Origin of the sequence: Micromonospora sp. NPDC048905 (genome assembly GCF_040649655.1) — a bacterium.
Taxonomy (GTDB): Bacteria; Actinomycetota; Actinomycetes; order Mycobacteriales; family Micromonosporaceae; genus Micromonospora.
In genome coordinates this window covers 192,889-208,984 of the sequence record NZ_JBEZFV010000004.1, presented here as the reverse complement: position 1 = coordinate 208,984, position 16,096 = coordinate 192,889, and the positions used below count along the sequence as shown (strand labels likewise).

14 protein-coding genes are annotated in these 16,096 nt (G+C 71.6%); 6 read left to right on the top strand and 8 right to left on the bottom strand.

Translation table 11 applies throughout. The annotated features are described in order from the left end of the window. Position 1: 1 nt before the first annotated feature. Positions 2 to 2,038 (bottom strand): serine hydrolase domain-containing protein, encoded by a 2,037-nt coding sequence (locus tag AB0C01_RS12320; protein ID WP_357571077.1) that lies wholly within the window; start codon positions 2,036 to 2,038, stop codon positions 2 to 4. A gap of 260 nt (positions 2,039 to 2,298) precedes the next feature. Between AB0C01_RS12320 and AB0C01_RS12315 the strand changes: the two genes are divergently transcribed. After that, positions 2,299 to 2,991, top strand: coding sequence for a hypothetical protein (locus tag AB0C01_RS12315; protein ID WP_357250138.1), 693 nt, complete (start codon positions 2,299 to 2,301; stop codon positions 2,989 to 2,991). Here the strand turns inward: AB0C01_RS12315 and AB0C01_RS12310 are convergent. Next, a complete protein-coding gene (locus tag AB0C01_RS12310; RefSeq protein ID WP_357571076.1) occupies positions 2,978 to 4,342 on the bottom strand; it encodes a serine/threonine-protein kinase in 1,365 nt (454 codons plus the stop codon). The two genes, AB0C01_RS12315 and AB0C01_RS12310, sit on opposite strands and share 14 nt — an antisense overlap. Positions 4,343 to 4,400: 58 nt before the next feature. Here AB0C01_RS12310 and AB0C01_RS12305 point away from each other — a divergent pair, with 58 nt between their 5' ends. Beyond that, positions 4,401 to 4,952: an RNA polymerase sigma factor gene (locus AB0C01_RS12305; RefSeq protein ID WP_357250131.1), complete on the top strand. Its 552-nt coding sequence runs from the start codon at positions 4,401 to 4,403 to the stop codon at positions 4,950 to 4,952. A 176-nt stretch (positions 4,953 to 5,128) separates the two neighbouring features. Then, the gene (locus AB0C01_RS12300) at positions 5,129 to 7,213 is read left to right on the top strand and encodes a PQQ-dependent sugar dehydrogenase (RefSeq protein WP_357571074.1); all 2,085 of its coding nucleotides are present in this window, start codon (positions 5,129 to 5,131) and stop codon (positions 7,211 to 7,213) included. A 19-nt stretch (positions 7,214 to 7,232) separates the two neighbouring features. On the opposite strand, the gene helR is transcribed toward AB0C01_RS12300, so the two are convergent. Both helR and AB0C01_RS12290 read right to left on the bottom strand, forming a co-directional pair. Next, complete coding sequence (helR, locus tag AB0C01_RS12295) at positions 7,233 to 9,362, bottom strand: RNA polymerase recycling motor ATPase HelR (protein WP_357571073.1); 2,130 nt, start codon at positions 9,360 to 9,362, stop codon at positions 7,233 to 7,235. Between the two features lie 152 nt (positions 9,363 to 9,514). After that, positions 9,515 to 9,895, bottom strand: a complete 381-nt coding sequence (locus tag AB0C01_RS12290; protein ID WP_357571071.1) for a YccF domain-containing protein — start codon at positions 9,893 to 9,895, stop codon at positions 9,515 to 9,517. Positions 9,896 to 9,904: 9 nt separating this feature from the next. Here AB0C01_RS12290 and AB0C01_RS12285 point away from each other — a divergent pair, with 9 nt between their 5' ends. The 3 genes from AB0C01_RS12285 (at position 9,905) to AB0C01_RS12275 (ending at position 12,465) form a co-directional block, all read left to right on the top strand. After that, positions 9,905 to 10,570, top strand: a complete 666-nt coding sequence (locus AB0C01_RS12285; RefSeq protein WP_357571070.1) for a hypothetical protein — start codon at positions 9,905 to 9,907, stop codon at positions 10,568 to 10,570. A 114-nt stretch (positions 10,571 to 10,684) separates the two neighbouring features. Continuing rightward, entirely contained in the window at positions 10,685 to 11,281 is a 597-nt protein-coding gene (locus tag AB0C01_RS12280) for a hypothetical protein (RefSeq protein ID WP_357250118.1), read from the top strand. A 251-nt stretch (positions 11,282 to 11,532) separates the two neighbouring features. Beyond that, entirely contained in the window at positions 11,533 to 12,465 is a 933-nt protein-coding gene (locus AB0C01_RS12275; protein WP_357571069.1) for a DUF4394 domain-containing protein, read from the top strand. A gap of 73 nt (positions 12,466 to 12,538) precedes the next feature. Here the strand turns inward: AB0C01_RS12275 and AB0C01_RS12270 are convergent, their stop codons facing one another. The 4 genes from AB0C01_RS12270 to AB0C01_RS12255 all read right to left on the bottom strand — a co-directional run bounded on the left by AB0C01_RS12270 (position 12,539) and on the right by AB0C01_RS12255 (position 16,071). Beyond that, positions 12,539 to 13,276, bottom strand: coding sequence for a cellulose binding domain-containing protein (locus tag AB0C01_RS12270; RefSeq protein WP_357571068.1), 738 nt, complete (start codon positions 13,274 to 13,276; stop codon positions 12,539 to 12,541). 74 nt (positions 13,277 to 13,350) lie between these two features. Then, positions 13,351 to 13,731 (bottom strand): DUF742 domain-containing protein, encoded by a 381-nt coding sequence (locus AB0C01_RS12265; protein ID WP_357250111.1) that lies wholly within the window; start codon positions 13,729 to 13,731, stop codon positions 13,351 to 13,353. After that, complete coding sequence (locus AB0C01_RS12260; RefSeq protein ID WP_357250108.1) at positions 13,709 to 14,158, bottom strand: roadblock/LC7 domain-containing protein; 450 nt, start codon at positions 14,156 to 14,158, stop codon at positions 13,709 to 13,711. The genes AB0C01_RS12265 and AB0C01_RS12260 overlap by 23 nt, the downstream gene beginning before the upstream one ends. Beyond that, a complete protein-coding gene (locus AB0C01_RS12255; RefSeq protein ID WP_357571067.1) occupies positions 14,155 to 16,071 on the bottom strand; it encodes a nitrate- and nitrite sensing domain-containing protein in 1,917 nt (638 codons plus the stop codon). Before AB0C01_RS12255 ends, AB0C01_RS12260 begins: the two co-directional genes overlap by 4 nt. Between the last annotated feature and the right edge of the window lie 25 nt (positions 16,072 to 16,096).

Below are 16,096 nucleotides of genomic sequence, written 5' to 3'. Positions count from 1 at the left end.
GTCAGTAGGAGATGCTAGGCGCGAGCAGCCGGAACTCCACGGCGAACCAGCCCGCACCGGCGAGGGCGAGCAGGAGCAGGGCGCTGCCGGCGATCCTCCGCCAGCCGACGTGGCGTCGGACGTCGTCGACCAGCCGGACGGCGGCGGGCAGCACACCGAGCAGGCCGACCAGTTGCAGCACCTGCACGACGCGCAGCACCCCACCGGGGACGTCCCGCAGGCTCATGATGCTGCTGAGGGCCAGCACCCAACCGGCGAAGGCGAGGAGCGTGCCGGCGACGGCGACGCGGCTCAGGATCCGCGCGGTGCGCCCGGTCCGCTCGCGTGGGGTGCGGCCGAGCCGACGGCGGACGTACGCGCCGATCGGCCAGGACAGGACGGTGAGCAGCAGCACGACTGTCGACCCGACGAGCACGGGGAGGGCCAGTGCGGAGCCGCGTGCGGGCTCGACCGGCAGCAGCGCGAACGCGGAGTCGAAACTGATCGCCTCGACCCGGTCGTCGGTCGCCCGCATGGCAAGCGTGCGCTGTCCGCCGACCTCACGCCAGACCCAGGGCGCGACCTCCTCGTAGAGGGCCGGCGAGTCGGACAGTGGACCCGGCTCGAACAGCAGTCGGCCGCCGTCGGCGACACTGACCGTGGTACGACCGACCAGGCCGATCGTCGTCAGGAAGTTGCTGCGTATCGCTCGCGAGGACTCGTACGTGCCGGCTGCCAGCGCGGCGTGCCTGGCCACGGTCGCCGAATCGACGCCGGCGGTCGGCTGTCCGTCGCGGGCCGGAAAGTAGCGGTCGGCGAATCCGTTCACGACCGACTGACGAAGGTCGTGGCTGGCGAGGGCGCCGGAGCCGTTGCTGTTGAGCGAGACGAAGATGCCCGCGCGGTCGTCGGGGTAGATCTGCAGGTGGGTGTGGAAGTACGTGGTGTCGCCGCCATGGCCGAGGATCCGGTGGCCGTTGCGGCTCTCGTCGAAGAAGCCGAGCGTCATCCGGGGTCCGTCGGCAAGTGTGCCGAGCGACGTCGCGTCGAGCGCGGGCCGCTGCATCAGTTCGCGGGTCGGCTTGTCGAGCAGGGGTCCGAAACCGACAGGCTCGCCGAGTTGGGCGAGCATGAACCGCGCCATGTCGGTCGCCGGGGCGCTCAACGCGCCGGCCGGGGGAGTGCCGACGATCTCGAAGGGTCCGGCGGGTGCGGCGGAGGTGTCGTACCCCTTGGACATCCGGTCGCGCAGTGCCGCCGGAAGGGGCTGTTCGAAGCTCGACGACGGCATGCCCGCCCGGTCCAGGATGTTGCGCTGGACGTACTCCTCGAAGCGTGTCCCACTGACGCGTTGGACGATGTAGCCCGCGAGCGAGTTGCCGTAGTTCGAGTACGCCGGGACGGTCCCCGGCTCGTAGATCTGGTCCGGCGGGTCGGTCACCAGGGCCTTACGCAGATCGACGTCGCCACCCTCGGTGCCGATGAGACCGGCGATGCGCTCCTCGAAACCGGCGGTGTGCGTCAGCAGGTGCCGCAGGGTGACGGCCCGCTCGTAGTGGCGCGGCAGGTCGAAGTCGAGGTACGTCTCGACGTCGGCGTCGAGGTCGAGTTTGCCGCTCTGCACGAGTTGCAGGACGGCGGTGGCGGTGGCGAGTTTCGACACCGAACCCATCCGGAAGAGATGCCGGTCCGGGTCGACCGGCACGGCCCCGGTGCCACCGTTCCCGGTGTCGGCGTGGCCGTACCCCCGGGTGGTGATGATCTTGCCGTCGTCCACGACGGCAACGGTGGCCCCGGCGATGCCGGTGCGGTCGAGGGCCGCCGGCAGCAGACCGTCGAGCCAGGCGTTGGCGTCGGTGTCGGTCAGGGTGGAGGCCGCCCCGCTCGCGGCAGCCGGTGCCGCCGGAGCGTCGACGGGTGGCGCGGGAGCGCTCTGCCCCGCGCCACAGCCCGCGGCGCTCACGGCGATGACGACAGCGGTCGCCACCACCGCGCCGAGGCGGACGAGCGGCCGTGCGATTCGGGCCGAGCGGGACGGGGAAGAGGAGAGAGAACGCATCGTCGGTTACTGCCTTTCCAGGCGAACGGGTGTCCGGAACAGGTCCGTACGGCGTCACCCGACGCCCTGGGACAAGCCTGTTCGCGCGATCGCACCCAGCCATCTGGCGCAGGACGGCAATGCGCCTACGACCTGAGGAGGAGGGGCATGTGCACCGACGGTGGGAAGCGGAGCGTCCACCGCCGCCCCGGTCGCGTGAACCACTTCCCGTACGGGTGCATCAAACCCAGTGACAGACCCGATAGAGGAAAGGACCGTCCATGCGCGGCAGACTGCTGATCGGTGTGGTGCTCACCCTTACGTTCGTCGTCGGTTGCACGTCACCGTTCGACCGGGTCGGCGGCGACGCGGCGCCCGCCGGCTCCCCGTCCGCCAGCACGAGCCCGCCGGCACCGAGCGATCCGGCCTCGGCCACCCCCAGCCCGACTGCTCCGGCCAGCCCCACCCCGGCCACCCGCACCACCGGGCCGGCCAAGCCGCTGAGCGAGATCAGGCGGACCGACTGGCCCAACGCGGTCATCGACAACCTGAAATTCTGCGGTGGGTCCGACGACAAGGTCACGTTCCGCAACGGATCCAACGGCGCCGCCGTGCCGTGCAAGATCCTGCCGGGCGGCGCGAGTCCGGTGTACGCCGAGTTCATCGTCGAGGAGCCCGCGATCGCGCCGTCGACCGAGGACGCCCTCATCCTCGTCGAACTGGGCAATCCCGGCTCCCGACGGGCACAGGCCCTGGTGCCCGTCCAGCTCTCCGACACCGGCGGAAAGCGGTCCGCGTGGCCGTACATTGTGGGCGACAGCGACGGGCCCGACGAGATCGAGACGTTCATCTCGTACCGGGTGGTGGGCCAGAACGTGCAGGCCACCGTCCGCAAGCTCGACGGCAGCACCGAGAAGCGGGAGTGGCGCAAGGCCGACGGCAGCGGAAGATGGGAACGGACTACCGTTGGGTGACCAGCGACGGGTCCACCCGCAACGTGCCGAGGATCTCGTCGGTACGGTCCGCGCCGTCGCTCTGCTTCACCTGGACGTACACGCCGACGATGCCGTCGGCCGCGACCAGGGTGACCTCGCTGAAGGACGTCTGCGCGCCCCCGCAGCGCGCCCAGTGCCCGACGTTCCCGCTGAGGGCACCGACGGTGATCGCCCGATCGGCGGCACGCGTGCATCCGCTGTGATCCGGCAGTGTCGGCCTCCTGGCTCCCGCGAGAGCAGGGCTCAGCCCGACGAAGACCCCCGGTGTCGCGCTGTCGACGTCGGACCAGTCGGTGAGGTCCGCTCCGACGAGCAGGCCCGGACCACGTTCGCCGGCGAGGCCGATCACGGCCGGGTCCCAGCCGGCGTCCCGCAGTTGCCGCGCCCAGCCGTCCGGGACGGCCACCGAGAGCGCGCCGGTCGCGTCGGCCACCCGGGTCCAGCCAAGTGCGGCGGTGGGAACGGTGGCGGATCCGGCCATGACCAGCGTCGCGGCCACGGTGCCGGCGGCGGTGAGGCTCCGACGGGTACGCCGCAGCCACGGGCGAGCCGGAACCCGTCGCGCGGCGAGCAGACCCTCCAGCGCGTCGGCGTACGTCGCTGCGGTTGGCCAGCGGCGGCCCGGGTCGCGGTGCAGAGCCCGACGGACGACGCGCTCGACCGCGGCGGGTACGCCCGAGGCCGCCTCCATCGCCTGCCCTGGAGGCTTCCCGGTCAGCATGTGCTGGGTCAGGGCGCCGATCGCGTAGACGTCGGCGCGCGCGTCCAGCCCGCCGCCCGCGACGAGCTGTTCCGGTGCCATGTATCCGGGCGTGCCGGCGGTCAGCGTGAACCCGGAGGCGTGCGCGAGCGCCTTGGCCAGCCCCAGGTCGGCGACGAGCACCCGCCCTCCGGCCGCAGGGCTGTCGAAGAGGATGTTGGAGGGCTTGAGGTCGCGGTGCAGCACACCGTTGTCGTGCAGGACGGCCACCGCCCTGGCGATGTCGGCGGCGACCCGCACCGCCTCGCCTACCGGCATCGGCCCGCCGACCAGCCGATCGGCGAGCGTGCCACCACCGGCGTACGTCATCACCAGGTACGGCCGACCGTCGGGCAGCTCGCCGATGTCCAACACGCGGACCAGGTGGTCGGAGTCGACCTGTCGCATGAACCGCGCCTCCTGGCGGAACCGCGCCCGGATGTCGGCCCGCTGCGACCAGTTCTCGGCCAGCACCTTCACGGCCACCGGGGCCTGCAACTCGTCGTCGTGCGCCAGCCACACGGTGGCGAACGCCCCGCTGCCGACGGGGCGTGCGACGCGGTACCGGCCGACCTGTGGCGGGATGGACACGGCCGTATTATCCGGCAACCGGAACTGCGGGTGTCACACACGAGCGGGGGGAGCGCCGGTGGTGGACGGGTCGTCGATCGAGGAACTGGCGCGCCGGGCGGCGACCGGCGACAGCGCGGCCCGGGACGCGTTGCTGGCGGCGATCGGTCCGCGGGTCCTTGAGCAGTGTGGGCGTTTCCTGCCCTGTCGGCAGGACGCCGAGGAGGCGGCCCAGGACGCGTTGGTGCAGGTGGCCAGGCACATCGAGCGATTCGAGGGCCGGTCGCTCTTCTCGACCTGGTTGCACGTCGTGGTCGCCAACTGTGCCCGCCAGACCTATCGGTCCCTGCGGCGACGGGCGGCCGAGCAGCCCAGCCCGCTGCTGCCCGTCGAGGTGGCCGACCCTCGTACGACGAGCGTCATCGCCGGGTCGCGCCTCGACCTGCTCGACGCGTTGGACCGGCTGGAGGCCCACCGGCCGGAGTTGGTGACGGCACTGGTGTTGCGGGACCTGTGCCAGTTGGACTACCAGGAGATCGCCGAGCAACTGGGCATCCCGGTCGGCACGCTGAAGTCCCGGATCCATCACGCCCGTCGGCACGTCCGCGAGTCGTTGCGGGGCGGGGAGTAGGGCGGCGGGCCTGCCGGACATCGTATCGATCTGGGGTTTTGTCGCTGATCGAGTGACATCGTTTGACATGCGACGTCGACCCATCTTTGATATTCGATGTTCATAGTTCGACTTGGTCGGGTGCCGGTCGTCCGGCACCGGATCGGTCCGGTCGACGCCCCGATCCTGGAGGACGGATGTCAGCTTTCGCGCGGCCCAACCCCCGTCACGCACGACGACGACGGCTACTGCCGGCGGCGATGGCAGCGGTGACGCTGCTGACGGTCGCCATCGGCGTACCGGCATCGGCCGCGCCGGCCTCTACGGTGGTCAGTGAGGCATCGGGCCGCTGCCTGGACGTCGTCGGCAACGTCCGCACGGCCGGCGCCGGCATCAACATCTACGACTGCAACGGTCAGGCCAACCAGTCCTGGACGTTCACCTCGGCCGGTGAGCTGCGGGTCTACGACGAGACGATGTGCCTGGACGTGGTCGGCCAGGACACCACCGCGCCGGCCACCCTGCAGATCAACTCCTGCACCGGCGGCGCCAACCAGCGCTGGCGGATCAACACCAACGGGACCATCGTCGGCGTCCAGTCCAGCCTGTGCCTGGACGTCAACGGCGGTGCCACCGCCAACAGCACCCTGGTGGGTCTCTGGACCTGCAACGGGCAGGCCAACCAGCGGTGGACGACGGCGCTGGGCAGCTCCGACACCCAGCCGCCCACGGCTCCCGGCAGCCCGCGGGTGAGCGGCCTGACGTGCAACTCGGTGACCTTCGCGTGGAACGCCTCGACGGACAACGTCGCGGTGGCCTTCTACGACGTCTACCACGACGGCCAGTTGATGAAGTCGGTGAGCGGCTCGACGCTGTCCACCAGCCTCACGGTGGTCGCGGGAGCGACCTGGGGCCTGTACGTCAACGCCCGGGACGCCGCCGGCAACGTGTCCCAGGCGAGCACCACCGTGTCGATCACGCCCCCGCAGTGTCAGGCCGACACGCAGGCGCCGACCGCGCCGCAGCAGCTCTCCGGCACCGCGTCGGGCACCACGGTGACCCTGCGCTGGACCGCGTCGACCGACAACGTCGGCGTCCGGGCGTACGACGTCTTCCGGGGTGGTGTGAAGGTCGGCATGGTCACCGGCACGCCGCCGGTGACCACCTTCACCGACAGCGGGCTGGCGGCGAACACCGCGTACCAGTACTACGTGGTGGCCCGGGATGCGCAGGACAACACCTCGTCGCGCAGCGCCACCACGACGGTGACCACCGGCGCGGGCTGTGGCAACCCGGTGTGCGGGGTGCGTCAGGTCACCACCGACACCGACGTCCCGTGGGGGCTCGTCACGTTGTCGGACGGCACCGTGCTCTACAACCGCCGCGACGCGCACGACATCATCCAGCTCAACCCCAGCACCGGGGCCAAGACCAATCTGGGCACGGTGCCGAACGTGCAGAGCACCGACGGCGAGGGTGGCCTGCTCGGGCTCGCCGTGTCGTCCAGCTTCGCCAGCGACCGCTGGTTGTACATCATGCACACCTCGCCCAGCGACAACCGGATCGTGCGGATCAAGTTCGAGAACGGCCGCCTCAACACCTCCAGCGAGCAGGTGCTGGTCAGTGGCATCCGGCGGAACAAGTACCACGACGGTGGCCGGCTGCGCTTCGGCCCGGACGGCAAGCTGTACGCCAGCACGGGCGACGCGCAGAACGGCAACTACGCGCAGGACCGGTCGGCCCTCGAAGGCAAGATCCTGCGTCTCAACCCCGACGGCACGGTCCCCTCGGACAACCCGTTCGGCAACTACGTCTGGAGCTACGGCCACCGCAACCCGCAGGGGTTGGCGTTCGACTCGCAGGGTCGGCTGTGGGAGCAGGAATTCGGCAACTCGATCATGGATGAGACCAACCTGATCACGAAGGGCGGCAACTACGGCTGGCCGGCGTGCGAGGGCACCAGCGGCACCTGCGGCACGGCCGGGTTCATCGCGCCCGCGCGTACCTATCCGACCGCGGAGGGGTCCTGCTCCGGGATCACGATCGTGCGGGACGCGCTCTACGTGGCCTGTGCGCGGGGTGCCCGGATGTATCGGGCGGTGATCAGCGGCAGCAGCCTGACGAACGTGCAGACGTACTTCAGCGGCACCTACGGCCGCCTGCGGACGGTGGAGCCGGCTCCCGACGGCGGTTTGTGGTTGACCACCACCAACACCGGTGACAAGGACAGCACCCCGAACAACAGCAACGAGAGGATCCTGCACGTCACGCTCGGCAACTGACAGCTGTGGGCCGGGCGGCTCAGCGCCTCGTCAGGATGACGAGCTGCTGGGTCGCCCGGGTCATCGCCACGTACCGGTCCACCGCGCCCTCGATGCCCGTGCCGAACGCGTCCGGATCGATCAGGACGACCAGGTCGAATTCGAGGCCCTTGGCCTGCTCCGGGCTCAGCGATCGGACGCGCGACGCCGGTGCGAACGCCGGGTCGCCGATCACACAGGCGGTCCCGTCGGTGTGCTCGGTGAGCCAGGCGTCGAGGATCGCGCCCAGCTCGGCCGTCGAGCCGTGTACGACGGGGAGCCCGTTGCCGCGGATGGAGGTCGGCACGTTGGCGTCCGGGAGCACGGCCCGGATGACCGGCTCGGCCTCCGCCATGACCTCCTCCGGGGTCCGGTAGTTGATGCTCAGTGAGGCCAGGGTGATCCGGTCCAGCCCGATCCGCTCCAGGCGTTCCTGCCACGACTCGGTGAACCCGTGTCGGGCCTGGGCGCGGTCCCCGACGATCGTGAAACTGCGCGACGGGCACCGGGCCAGCAGCATCTGCCACTCGGCGTCGGTCAACTCCTGGGCCTCGTCCACGACGATGTGCGCGAACGGGCCGGCCAGCAGGTCCGGGTCGGCGGTGAGCGATCCGGACTCGTCGGCCAGGGCGTCGCGCAGGTCGGGCTGGCGCAGCATCGTCAACAGACCCTCGCCGTCGTCGTAGGCGTCGGCCGCGAGGAGTTCGTCGACGACCCGGTCCCGGTGCTCGCGCTCCACGGCGGCGGCGGGGTCGTGCCGCTGCGAACGCCCCGACGCGACGCCGAGCCGCCGCCGGGCCGCGTCCAGCAGCGGCAGGTCGGACACGGTCCAGGCCCGGGGCTCGTCGCGCTGCAGCGTCCGGATCTCCTCCCGGCTGAGCCAGGGCGCGCACGTGCGCAGGTACGCGGGCACCGACCACAGGTCTCCCACCAGGTCGGCCGCGTCGAGCAACGGCCAGGCGCGGTTGAAGGCGGTGCGCAGCTCCCGGTTGCGCGACAGCGACCGGCGCAGCACGTCGTCCGGCTCGTCGCCGTCGTACCTGTCGACGAGGATCGTGAGCAACTCCGCCCAGATCTCGTCGCGTGCCTCGTTGTGTGGGGTGCCCGGCCCCGGTGCCTGGAACGCGTCGGCCCAGTCGTCGGCGCCCAGCCAGAGGTCGCCCTCGTCGGTGGTGACAGTCATCGGCTTGACCGGTGGGTCCTCGTAGAACCGGACCGCCGCGTCGATCGCCCCGACCAGGTCCGCCGACGACTTCAGCCGGGCCACGTCCGGGTCGGGTTCGACGGTCGCCGCCCCGCCCTCGTCGACGAGGTCCCGCAGGGTGCAGGTCTGCACGTCCTCCTCGCCGAGGCTGGGTAGGACATCGGCGACGTAGGCAAGGTAGGGCTGGTGTGGCCCGACGAAGAGCACTCCGCCCCGGCGTTGACCCAGGCGAGGGTCGGAGTAGAGCAGGTAGGCGGTGCGGTGCAGCGCGACGACCGTCTTCCCGGTGCCCGGACCGCCGTCCACGACGAGAGTGCCGGCCGATCCCGCCCGGATGATGGCGTCCTGGTCGGCCTGGATGGTGCTGAGCACGTCCCGCATCCGGGCGGAGCGGGCAGTGCCCAGGCTGGCGATGAACGCGGACTGGTCGTCGAGCGCGACGGCGTGCCCCACGAACCCGTCCGGGGTGAACACCTCGTCCCAGTAGTCGCTGATCCGGCCGCGAGTCCAGCGGTAACGGCGACGGCTGGCCAGACCCATCGGGTTCGCGTGGGTGGCGCCGAAGAACGGCTCGGCGGCCGGAGAGCGCCAGTCGAGCAGCAGCCGCCGACCGGTGCTGTCGGTGAGGCCACGCCGCCCGACGTACACGGGTTCGGGGTCGTCCGCGCCGACCACGTGGCCGAGGCACAGGTCCAGGCCGTAGCGACTCAGCGCACGCAGGCGGCCGGTCAGCCGGCGGATCTCCTCGTCCCGGTCCATGGCCTGCCGGCCCTTGCCGCCGGGCGCCAGGCGCTCGGCGGCAAGGCGCTCGGACAGCTCGGTGTTCAGCTGGTCGAGGCTCTGCGCCATCGTCGCGAAATGCTGCTCGTCCAGGGCGATGAGCCTCGGGTCGGCCTTGGGGGAGAGGTGCGCGGGGAGATCGAACACGGAGGTAGGCAGGGAATTCAAATGATGACTTCCATTTCGGCAGATTCTGGCCTCGGCCGACGATTTTGCGGCACGACCCGGGTCTTGCCGCAAGCCCCCCAGTGCGCTATAAGTTAGAGGTGGCGGGGAGCAGGTGCCCCCGTTTCCCGAGTTCAGGGCGTGTCCACGACCTCGCGGCCGAGGGGCCAGAGCGCCGCCGGCACGAGCTTGAAGTTGGCGATGCCGAACGGGATTCCGATGATCGTCACGCAGAGGGCGACGCCCGCGACGATGTGGGACAGCGCGAGCCACCAGCCCGCCAGCACCAGCCAGAGGATGTTCGCCAACCCGGAGGCCACGCCCGCGCCGGGCTTCGGCACCAGGGTGCGGCCGAAGGGCCACAGCGAGTAGACGGCGAGGCGGAGCGACGCGACCCCGAACGGGATCGTCACGACCAGGACGAAGCAGATCAGTGCGGCGACGCCGTATCCGACCGCCAGCACGATGCCACCGCCGAAGATGAGCCACAGCACATTCAGTACGAAACGAATCACCACTCCAGCATGAGCGACGCTCGCCACCCGCCCGCGCTCGGCGACCACCCGCGTTCGGCGACCACCACGAGAATGAACGCCATGGACGCGAAGACGTACGCGACGGTCGCCGACGTGTGCCGGCGGCTCGCGGGCCGGCTCCCCGACGATGTCCTCGGGACCGTGCGGGAGCACTACGCCGCGGGTGAGTTCGACCTGGCCGACGCCACCCTCCTGCTCAGCCTGGCGCTCCACGGCGTCGGGATCACCAGCGCGGAACGGGCACTACTGCGCGCCCTCGTCGGTGAGCCCGACGGCTCCGACCTGGCCGACGTGCCGGCCGTCACGGAGGTGCCGCCACTGTCGTACCGGTTCAGCGCCGACGGTCCGCCGGACGCGCCCGATCCAGCCCCGGCCGACACCCTCCTGTCCGTCGACGCGCCCCGCCGCCACGGGCGCAGCCTGCACCGCGCCTGGCGGACGCCACTGGACGGCGCGCCGGACGCGGCGGCGTGGACGTACGTGCTGCTGGTGGCCGAGGGCGCGGACGAGCCGTCGACGTACTCGGGCGTGCTGTCGACGCTCTGGGTCGCGCTGGGGCAGAGGTGGCCGGTGGAGGTCGTCGCCGCGGACTCGCCGCGAACGCCGTACCAGGAGGCCGCGCTGGCCGCCGCTCAACCGATCTGGCGCGCCTGACGACGAAGCCCCGACCGAGGGTTGGCTCGGTGGAAAACCTGAGACGGAAATCGGGGGCCGGGCGAGGATCTTCCCGGAGCCGGCCGCGACGCCGAGGATCAGATGATGGTCGGCATGAAACGCGCTGAGCTGTATGTCCTCGCCGGACCGATCGGAATCGCCGCCTACGGCCTGGTCCGCCTCTGGGCGAAGTCCGATGGTGTGTACGGCCCGGGGTTCGACTGGCAGGCCGCGCATCTGGTCGCGCTCGCCGGCATGGTGTGCTTCGTCCCGGGGGTGCTCGCGCTGTCTCGCCTCCTGCCCCGCAGCCCCTGGCGAACCGGGGTGGTGACCGTCACGATGGTGGGACTCGCCGCGACGATGGTGCAGTTCGGCGCCGACATCGTGGAGGGTCTCCTGGCGGCCGACCGGGCGGAGATGTCGGCGCTCGGCGCGGACTTCAAGGCCATCCCCGGCGTCGAGGTGGCCTTCTACGACGTCGTACCCCAGTTCTTCTTCCTCGGCCTGGTCGTCCTCGCGGGCATGCTCGCCGCGAAACGGCGGCTGCCGTGGTGGAGCGTGCCGCTGCTGATCGTCGGCATCGTCCTGCCGGTGGTCACTCTCGACCTGCTACCCGTCGCCGGCCTGGCCATGCTGGTGGCGCTCGCCCCAGCGTTGCCGGCCCTGCGCCAGCAGGGCGAGCGTGCCGAGCCGCCCCTGGCCGTGCGCTGATCTGCGCTGGTCCCCGCCGTTAATGGCTGACGGGGACCAGCGTGGCTGCGACAGCGACGGTTTACCGCACCGCATCCCGTCGTGCCGGTGAGGACGATTCGGATAGTACGTGATCCGACAGCAACTTTCGAGCGGGCCATATAGCGTCTGAGCTGGGCAAACGTTCCGAATGAACCGATCGGGACGCCCTCTTTCGATGCCACTGCCGGGCATTCTCCCTATCTCGCAAGGAAGGCCCGTCCATGCATCGCATGATCCATCGAGGACTGCTCCTGACCGGCACGGCCGTCGTCATCGGAATGCTGACGACCTCGGCGGGCGCGGCAGCCCGGCCCGACAGCGTCTCGTCGAGGTCTACCTCATCCGCCGGTCCGGCATCGTTGAACGCCGGCTCCTGCACCATTCTCTGGGACCTGCTCAACGCAGGTGGCCGTAATGGCCGGGTGGCGGTTGGTCTGACCGAGGACCAGCAGCTCCTGAAGTTCGCCGCCAACCGACCGGGGTTGGCCTGCGTGATCGGCACGGTGGACCTGCCCGGCGCCGAGAACCTCGTGGGCATCGACTACCGGGTCCAGGACGGCCGGCTCTACGGCGTCGGCAACAGCGGCGGCATCTTCACGCTGTCCACCAGCGATGCCGCTGCCACGAAGGTCAGCCAGCTGACCATCCCCCTCAGCGGGTCGTTCTTCGGCGTCGACTTCAACCCGGCCGCCGATCGCCTGCGCATCATCAGCGACGTGGGCCAGAATCTGCGGCACAACGTCAACGTCGGCGGCGGCACCCTCGCCGACGGCACCCTCACCTACCCGCCTGCGGTCACCGCGGCCCCCGGGCTGACCGCGGCGGCCTACACGAACGTCGACCTCGATCCGAGCACCGCGACCACGTTGTTCGACATCGACACCAACCTCGACCAGGTCGCGCTGCAGTCCCCGGCAAACGCTGGCCAACTCGTCGCCACCGGCAGCCTGGGCGTGGCCGCCAACCCGCGGGCCGGCTTCGACATCCACAGCACCCTGCGCAGCGGACGAGCGGTGAGCAACAACGCCTACGCCGTCCTCAACGGTGGCTTCCCCAGCCAGGTGTACCAGATCGACCTGCTCAGCGGCACCGCTCAGCTGACCGGTGCGTTCGCCGTGAAATACCTGGTCATCGATCTCGCGCTGCACCTCAACCAGCAGTAGCCCCGATGTCTGACAGGGGTGGCCCACCTTCGGGTGGGTCACCCCTGGCCGTGTTCTGGCAGGCGCGCGCCGGTCAACCCGGCAGCCCGGTGCAGGCGACCCCGTCGATGGTGCACGCCTCGGGGGCGGCACCGGTGGGTGCGCCGTTGACCCGGAACGTCACCCGGACCGACGAGCTGCCGGGCACCGCAGCGGCGCTGCCGTCCGGCACGAACGTCCACACCGCGCCGTCGCGGCTGGCCTGCGCGCCCTCGACCGCGCTGACCCGCAGCGACTCCCGGGGCAGGGTGAGCACCAACGTCCACTGTGGTGCCGGAACCGGCCCCGGGTTGGTGATGGTCACGGCCGCGCCATAACTGAGCAGTGCGGTGTCCTCGACGGCGAAGTCGGCGATCAGGGGGGCCGGCGTGGGTACGGCGGTCGAACCCGTCGGCGCGGGGCTGGTCGTGGCCCCGACGGTCGGCGGAGGGACCACGGTGACCGAGGCGGCGGGCGGGGAAGCGGCCACCGCCGGGCTGGTCGCTGCCGGTTGTGCCCGCGCTCGGGGAGTGCCGCCCGGCGTCGTGCCCACCGGATCCACCGACAGTGGCGGGTCGAGAGTCACCGGCGCCATCTTCTCCGGCGTGCGGAGCACTCCGGCGACGAGAACCGCCGTCACCCCGAGCACCCCGAGCACCGCGACCGCGGCAACCCAGGTGACCCGCGAGGCGTCGTCGCGACCGCTGAGCACCCGCCGGGCAGTCGTGGCGAGGGCCACGATCCGGTCCAGCAGGATGATCGCCACGGTACGGCGTGGCTGGGGTGGTGTCACCGGCACTGCCTGTCTTCCCTTCAGTTCGTCGCCGGATGCCCGCCCGCGATCCGTCGCGGATGGCCCCTGCCCTGTCACAGGGTGCGGAGCCCGACGAGGATCGCCTCAAGCAGATCCGTGGTCGGCAGCTCCGACAGCACCGGCGGGTCGTGCGTCTCGATCAGTCCGGCCGCGAGCAGGTCGCCGAGCAGCACCCGCACGGTCCCGAGCGGGAGGTCCAACTCGGCGCCGACCTCGGCAACCGACACCGGATGGTGGCACAGCTCGACGATCCGCGCCTGTTCGGGAAAGAGCGGGGTGGGAGGCGCGGCCGCCCGCCGGGCGACGACGAGCGAGATCAGGTCGAACTGACCGCCCACGGGCGAGGTACGCCCGCCGGTCATCGTGTAGGGCCGGGCGACCGGGCCAGCGTCGTCGTCGTACCACGCCTCGTCAGCGGTGCCGTTGGTGCGCACACGTGTCCCCGATCGTCGCGGAGGAGGCCGGACCCAGTGTGATCGGCAGGTGCTGCTCGGCCTGCCCCACGAAGAGCGCCACCTCGTACGCCATGTCGCCGACCTTGACGTCGTCACCGGAGATCCGCACGGTGAGGATGGTCCCGTTCGCGATGGTGGCGACGAAGAGGAAGGCGCGCGCCATCTGCACCACGACCTGACGCAGACCGCCCGCCTCGCAGGTCCGGGTGGCGGCCAGCCCCAACGCGATCAGGCCGGCGACGACGCCGGAGATCTGCTCGGCGAGCTTCGTCTCCACCTGCCGGGAACCGCCGAGGAGCAACCCGTCCGGGGACAGCACGACGGCGAACTCCGCGCCGTGCACTCGGTCGACCAGGCGGTCCAGGGCGCCGGTCAGGCCGTCGTCGGTGACCACTGCGGAGGTCATGGGTCTCTCCTCGCTGTTCTGGCGACCGGCATCTCGACCGTGTCGAGGCCGGCCCTGCCGTGTTCGGGGTCGGGTGGCCCGGTCTGACGGACCCGCGTCGGCAGCGCGCCGTCGCCGCTCGGGTCGGTGCCGTGGTGCGCGGGCGGGTACGGGGCGGGTGGCGGCGAGGTGGAGGGTCTCCGGCCGGTGTCGGGCGCCGGGACCAGGTGGGCCGGCAGGAGCACGACCGCCGCCGTCCCGCCGCGCCGGCTGGGACGCAGCGAGACGTGGGCGCCACATCGGTGGGCCAGCACGGCGACGGTGTACAGACCGGTGGGACCCGGTGGTGGATCCGCGGGCGGGCTGGCGAGCAGGTGGTTCGCGTCGGCCAGCGCGGCGGCGTCCAGGCCGGGCCCGTCGTCGACGACCAGGATGGCGCACCCCGGTGTCCGTTGCTCGCCGCCGACCCGGACGGTGGTGTCCGCCGGCGAGAAGGAGAGGGCGTTCTCGATCAACTCCGCCAGCAGGTGGACGACATCGGTGACGGCCGGGCCGGCGAGCGACCACGGCCAGTACGGCGCGATCAGGACCCGCTGGTAGTCCGGCACCTCGGCGACGGCACCGCGTACGACGTCGAGCATCGGCACCGCGCGCCGCCAGCGGCGGGCGGGCCGCGCGCCGGCGAGGGCGATCAGCTTCTCCACGTTGCGCCGGACGCGGGTGGTCAGGTGGTCGAGCTGGAACAGCTCGCTGCTCTCCTCGGCGGGTCGCTCCCGGCGTTGCATCCCGTCCAGCAGGTCGAGCTGATCGCGCAGCAGGACCTGGTTGCGGCGGGTGACCCGCAGGAACAGCTCCCGGTCGGGACCGTCGGGCGCCGCCACCACGTCCGGTGTCGGGACCGGCGCGTCGACGATCGGCCGGGTCAGCTGGTCGGTCAGCCGTCGGACGGTGCTCGCCCAGCTCACCAGGAGCACGACCACGACGATGAGGCCCAGCCCCACCACGGCGCCGGTCCGGGCGACGAGCACGGCGGCACCCGGCGTGGCCCGTTCGACACTGCTGCGGGCGGTGCTCGTCACCAGGGTCTGCAGCGCGCCGAGGGCGGGATCCGCGGCGGCCCGCCAGTCCGCCAGGGTGGTCCCGGCCAGGGCGTTTGCGGTGTCCGTCCGCACCAGCCTGTCCTCCAGGGCGAGCAGCCCCGCGAACGCGGGGCCGCCCGCGATCCGCCGGTGCTCCGCCGGGCCGTCGGCCGGCAGCCCGGCCGCCGCCTCGGTACGCGCGAACCGCTGGTTGTCGACGAGTTCGGTCAGCCGGCGGCGGTCGTCCAGGCCGAGCCGTTGGGCGGTGAGGGCCGCGCTGACCAGGGTGTCCTCCCGCGCGAGCAACTCCCGGGCGCGGGCCAGCGCGATCACCGCGCGGCTGTCGGCGGCCAACGTGCTCTCGTTCGCGCCCCACTCCGGGCCGTACACCCGGAAGGCGACGTCGACGACCTGGTCGTACCCGTCGACCGCCTCGGCCTGGTCGAGTTGCCCGGCGTCCACCTGGGACCTGATCGTGCTCAGGCCGTCGAGCCGGCGGACGAGTTCGTCGGCCCGGTCGCGCACCTCGCCGGCGCTGAGCAGCCGAATGTCGCGGCCCGCGCGGAACCTGCGGAGCTCGGCGGCGGCCCGGTCGGTGACCTCACGCGCCCCGCCCAGTGGGGTCGCCGCCGGCCCGGCTCCGGCGAGCGCCTCGGCGCTGGCCCGACGTTCGACCTGAAGGCTCAGGATCAGGCGGTCGATGGGCTGGCCCAGGGTGTCCGCCAGGGCCCGCACCCGCACCAGGTCGAGGGCGTCCTGGCTGGTCAGATAGGCCGCGTACGACCAGAGTGTGACCAGGACGGCGGCCAGTACGACGAGCCTCGTCCGGATCAGCCGGACCTCGCTGGGCGTCACGTCCCGCACCGCTCGGTGCGGCGGC

Bases quoted from the DNA above. Each gene is read 5' to 3' on its own strand.
- AB0C01_RS12300 (WP_357571074.1), top strand. From the start codon at position 5,129: ATGTCAGCTTTCGCGCGGCCCAACCCCCGTCACGCACGACGACGACGG.
- AB0C01_RS12260 (WP_357250108.1), bottom strand. From the start codon at position 14,158: ATGACCTCCGCAGTGGTCACCGACGACGGCCTGACCGGCGCCCTGGAC.
- AB0C01_RS12280 (WP_357250118.1), top strand. From the start codon at position 10,685: ATGAAACGCGCTGAGCTGTATGTCCTCGCCGGACCGATCGGAATCGCC.
- AB0C01_RS12320 (WP_357571077.1), bottom strand. From the start codon at position 2,038: ATGCGTTCTCTCTCCTCTTCCCCGTCCCGCTCGGCCCGAATCGCACGG.
- AB0C01_RS12315 (WP_357250138.1), top strand. From the start codon at position 2,299: ATGCGCGGCAGACTGCTGATCGGTGTGGTGCTCACCCTTACGTTCGTC.
- AB0C01_RS12285 (WP_357571070.1), top strand. From the start codon at position 9,905: ATGAGCGACGCTCGCCACCCGCCCGCGCTCGGCGACCACCCGCGTTCG.
- AB0C01_RS12275 (WP_357571069.1), top strand. From the start codon at position 11,533: ATGATCCATCGAGGACTGCTCCTGACCGGCACGGCCGTCGTCATCGGA.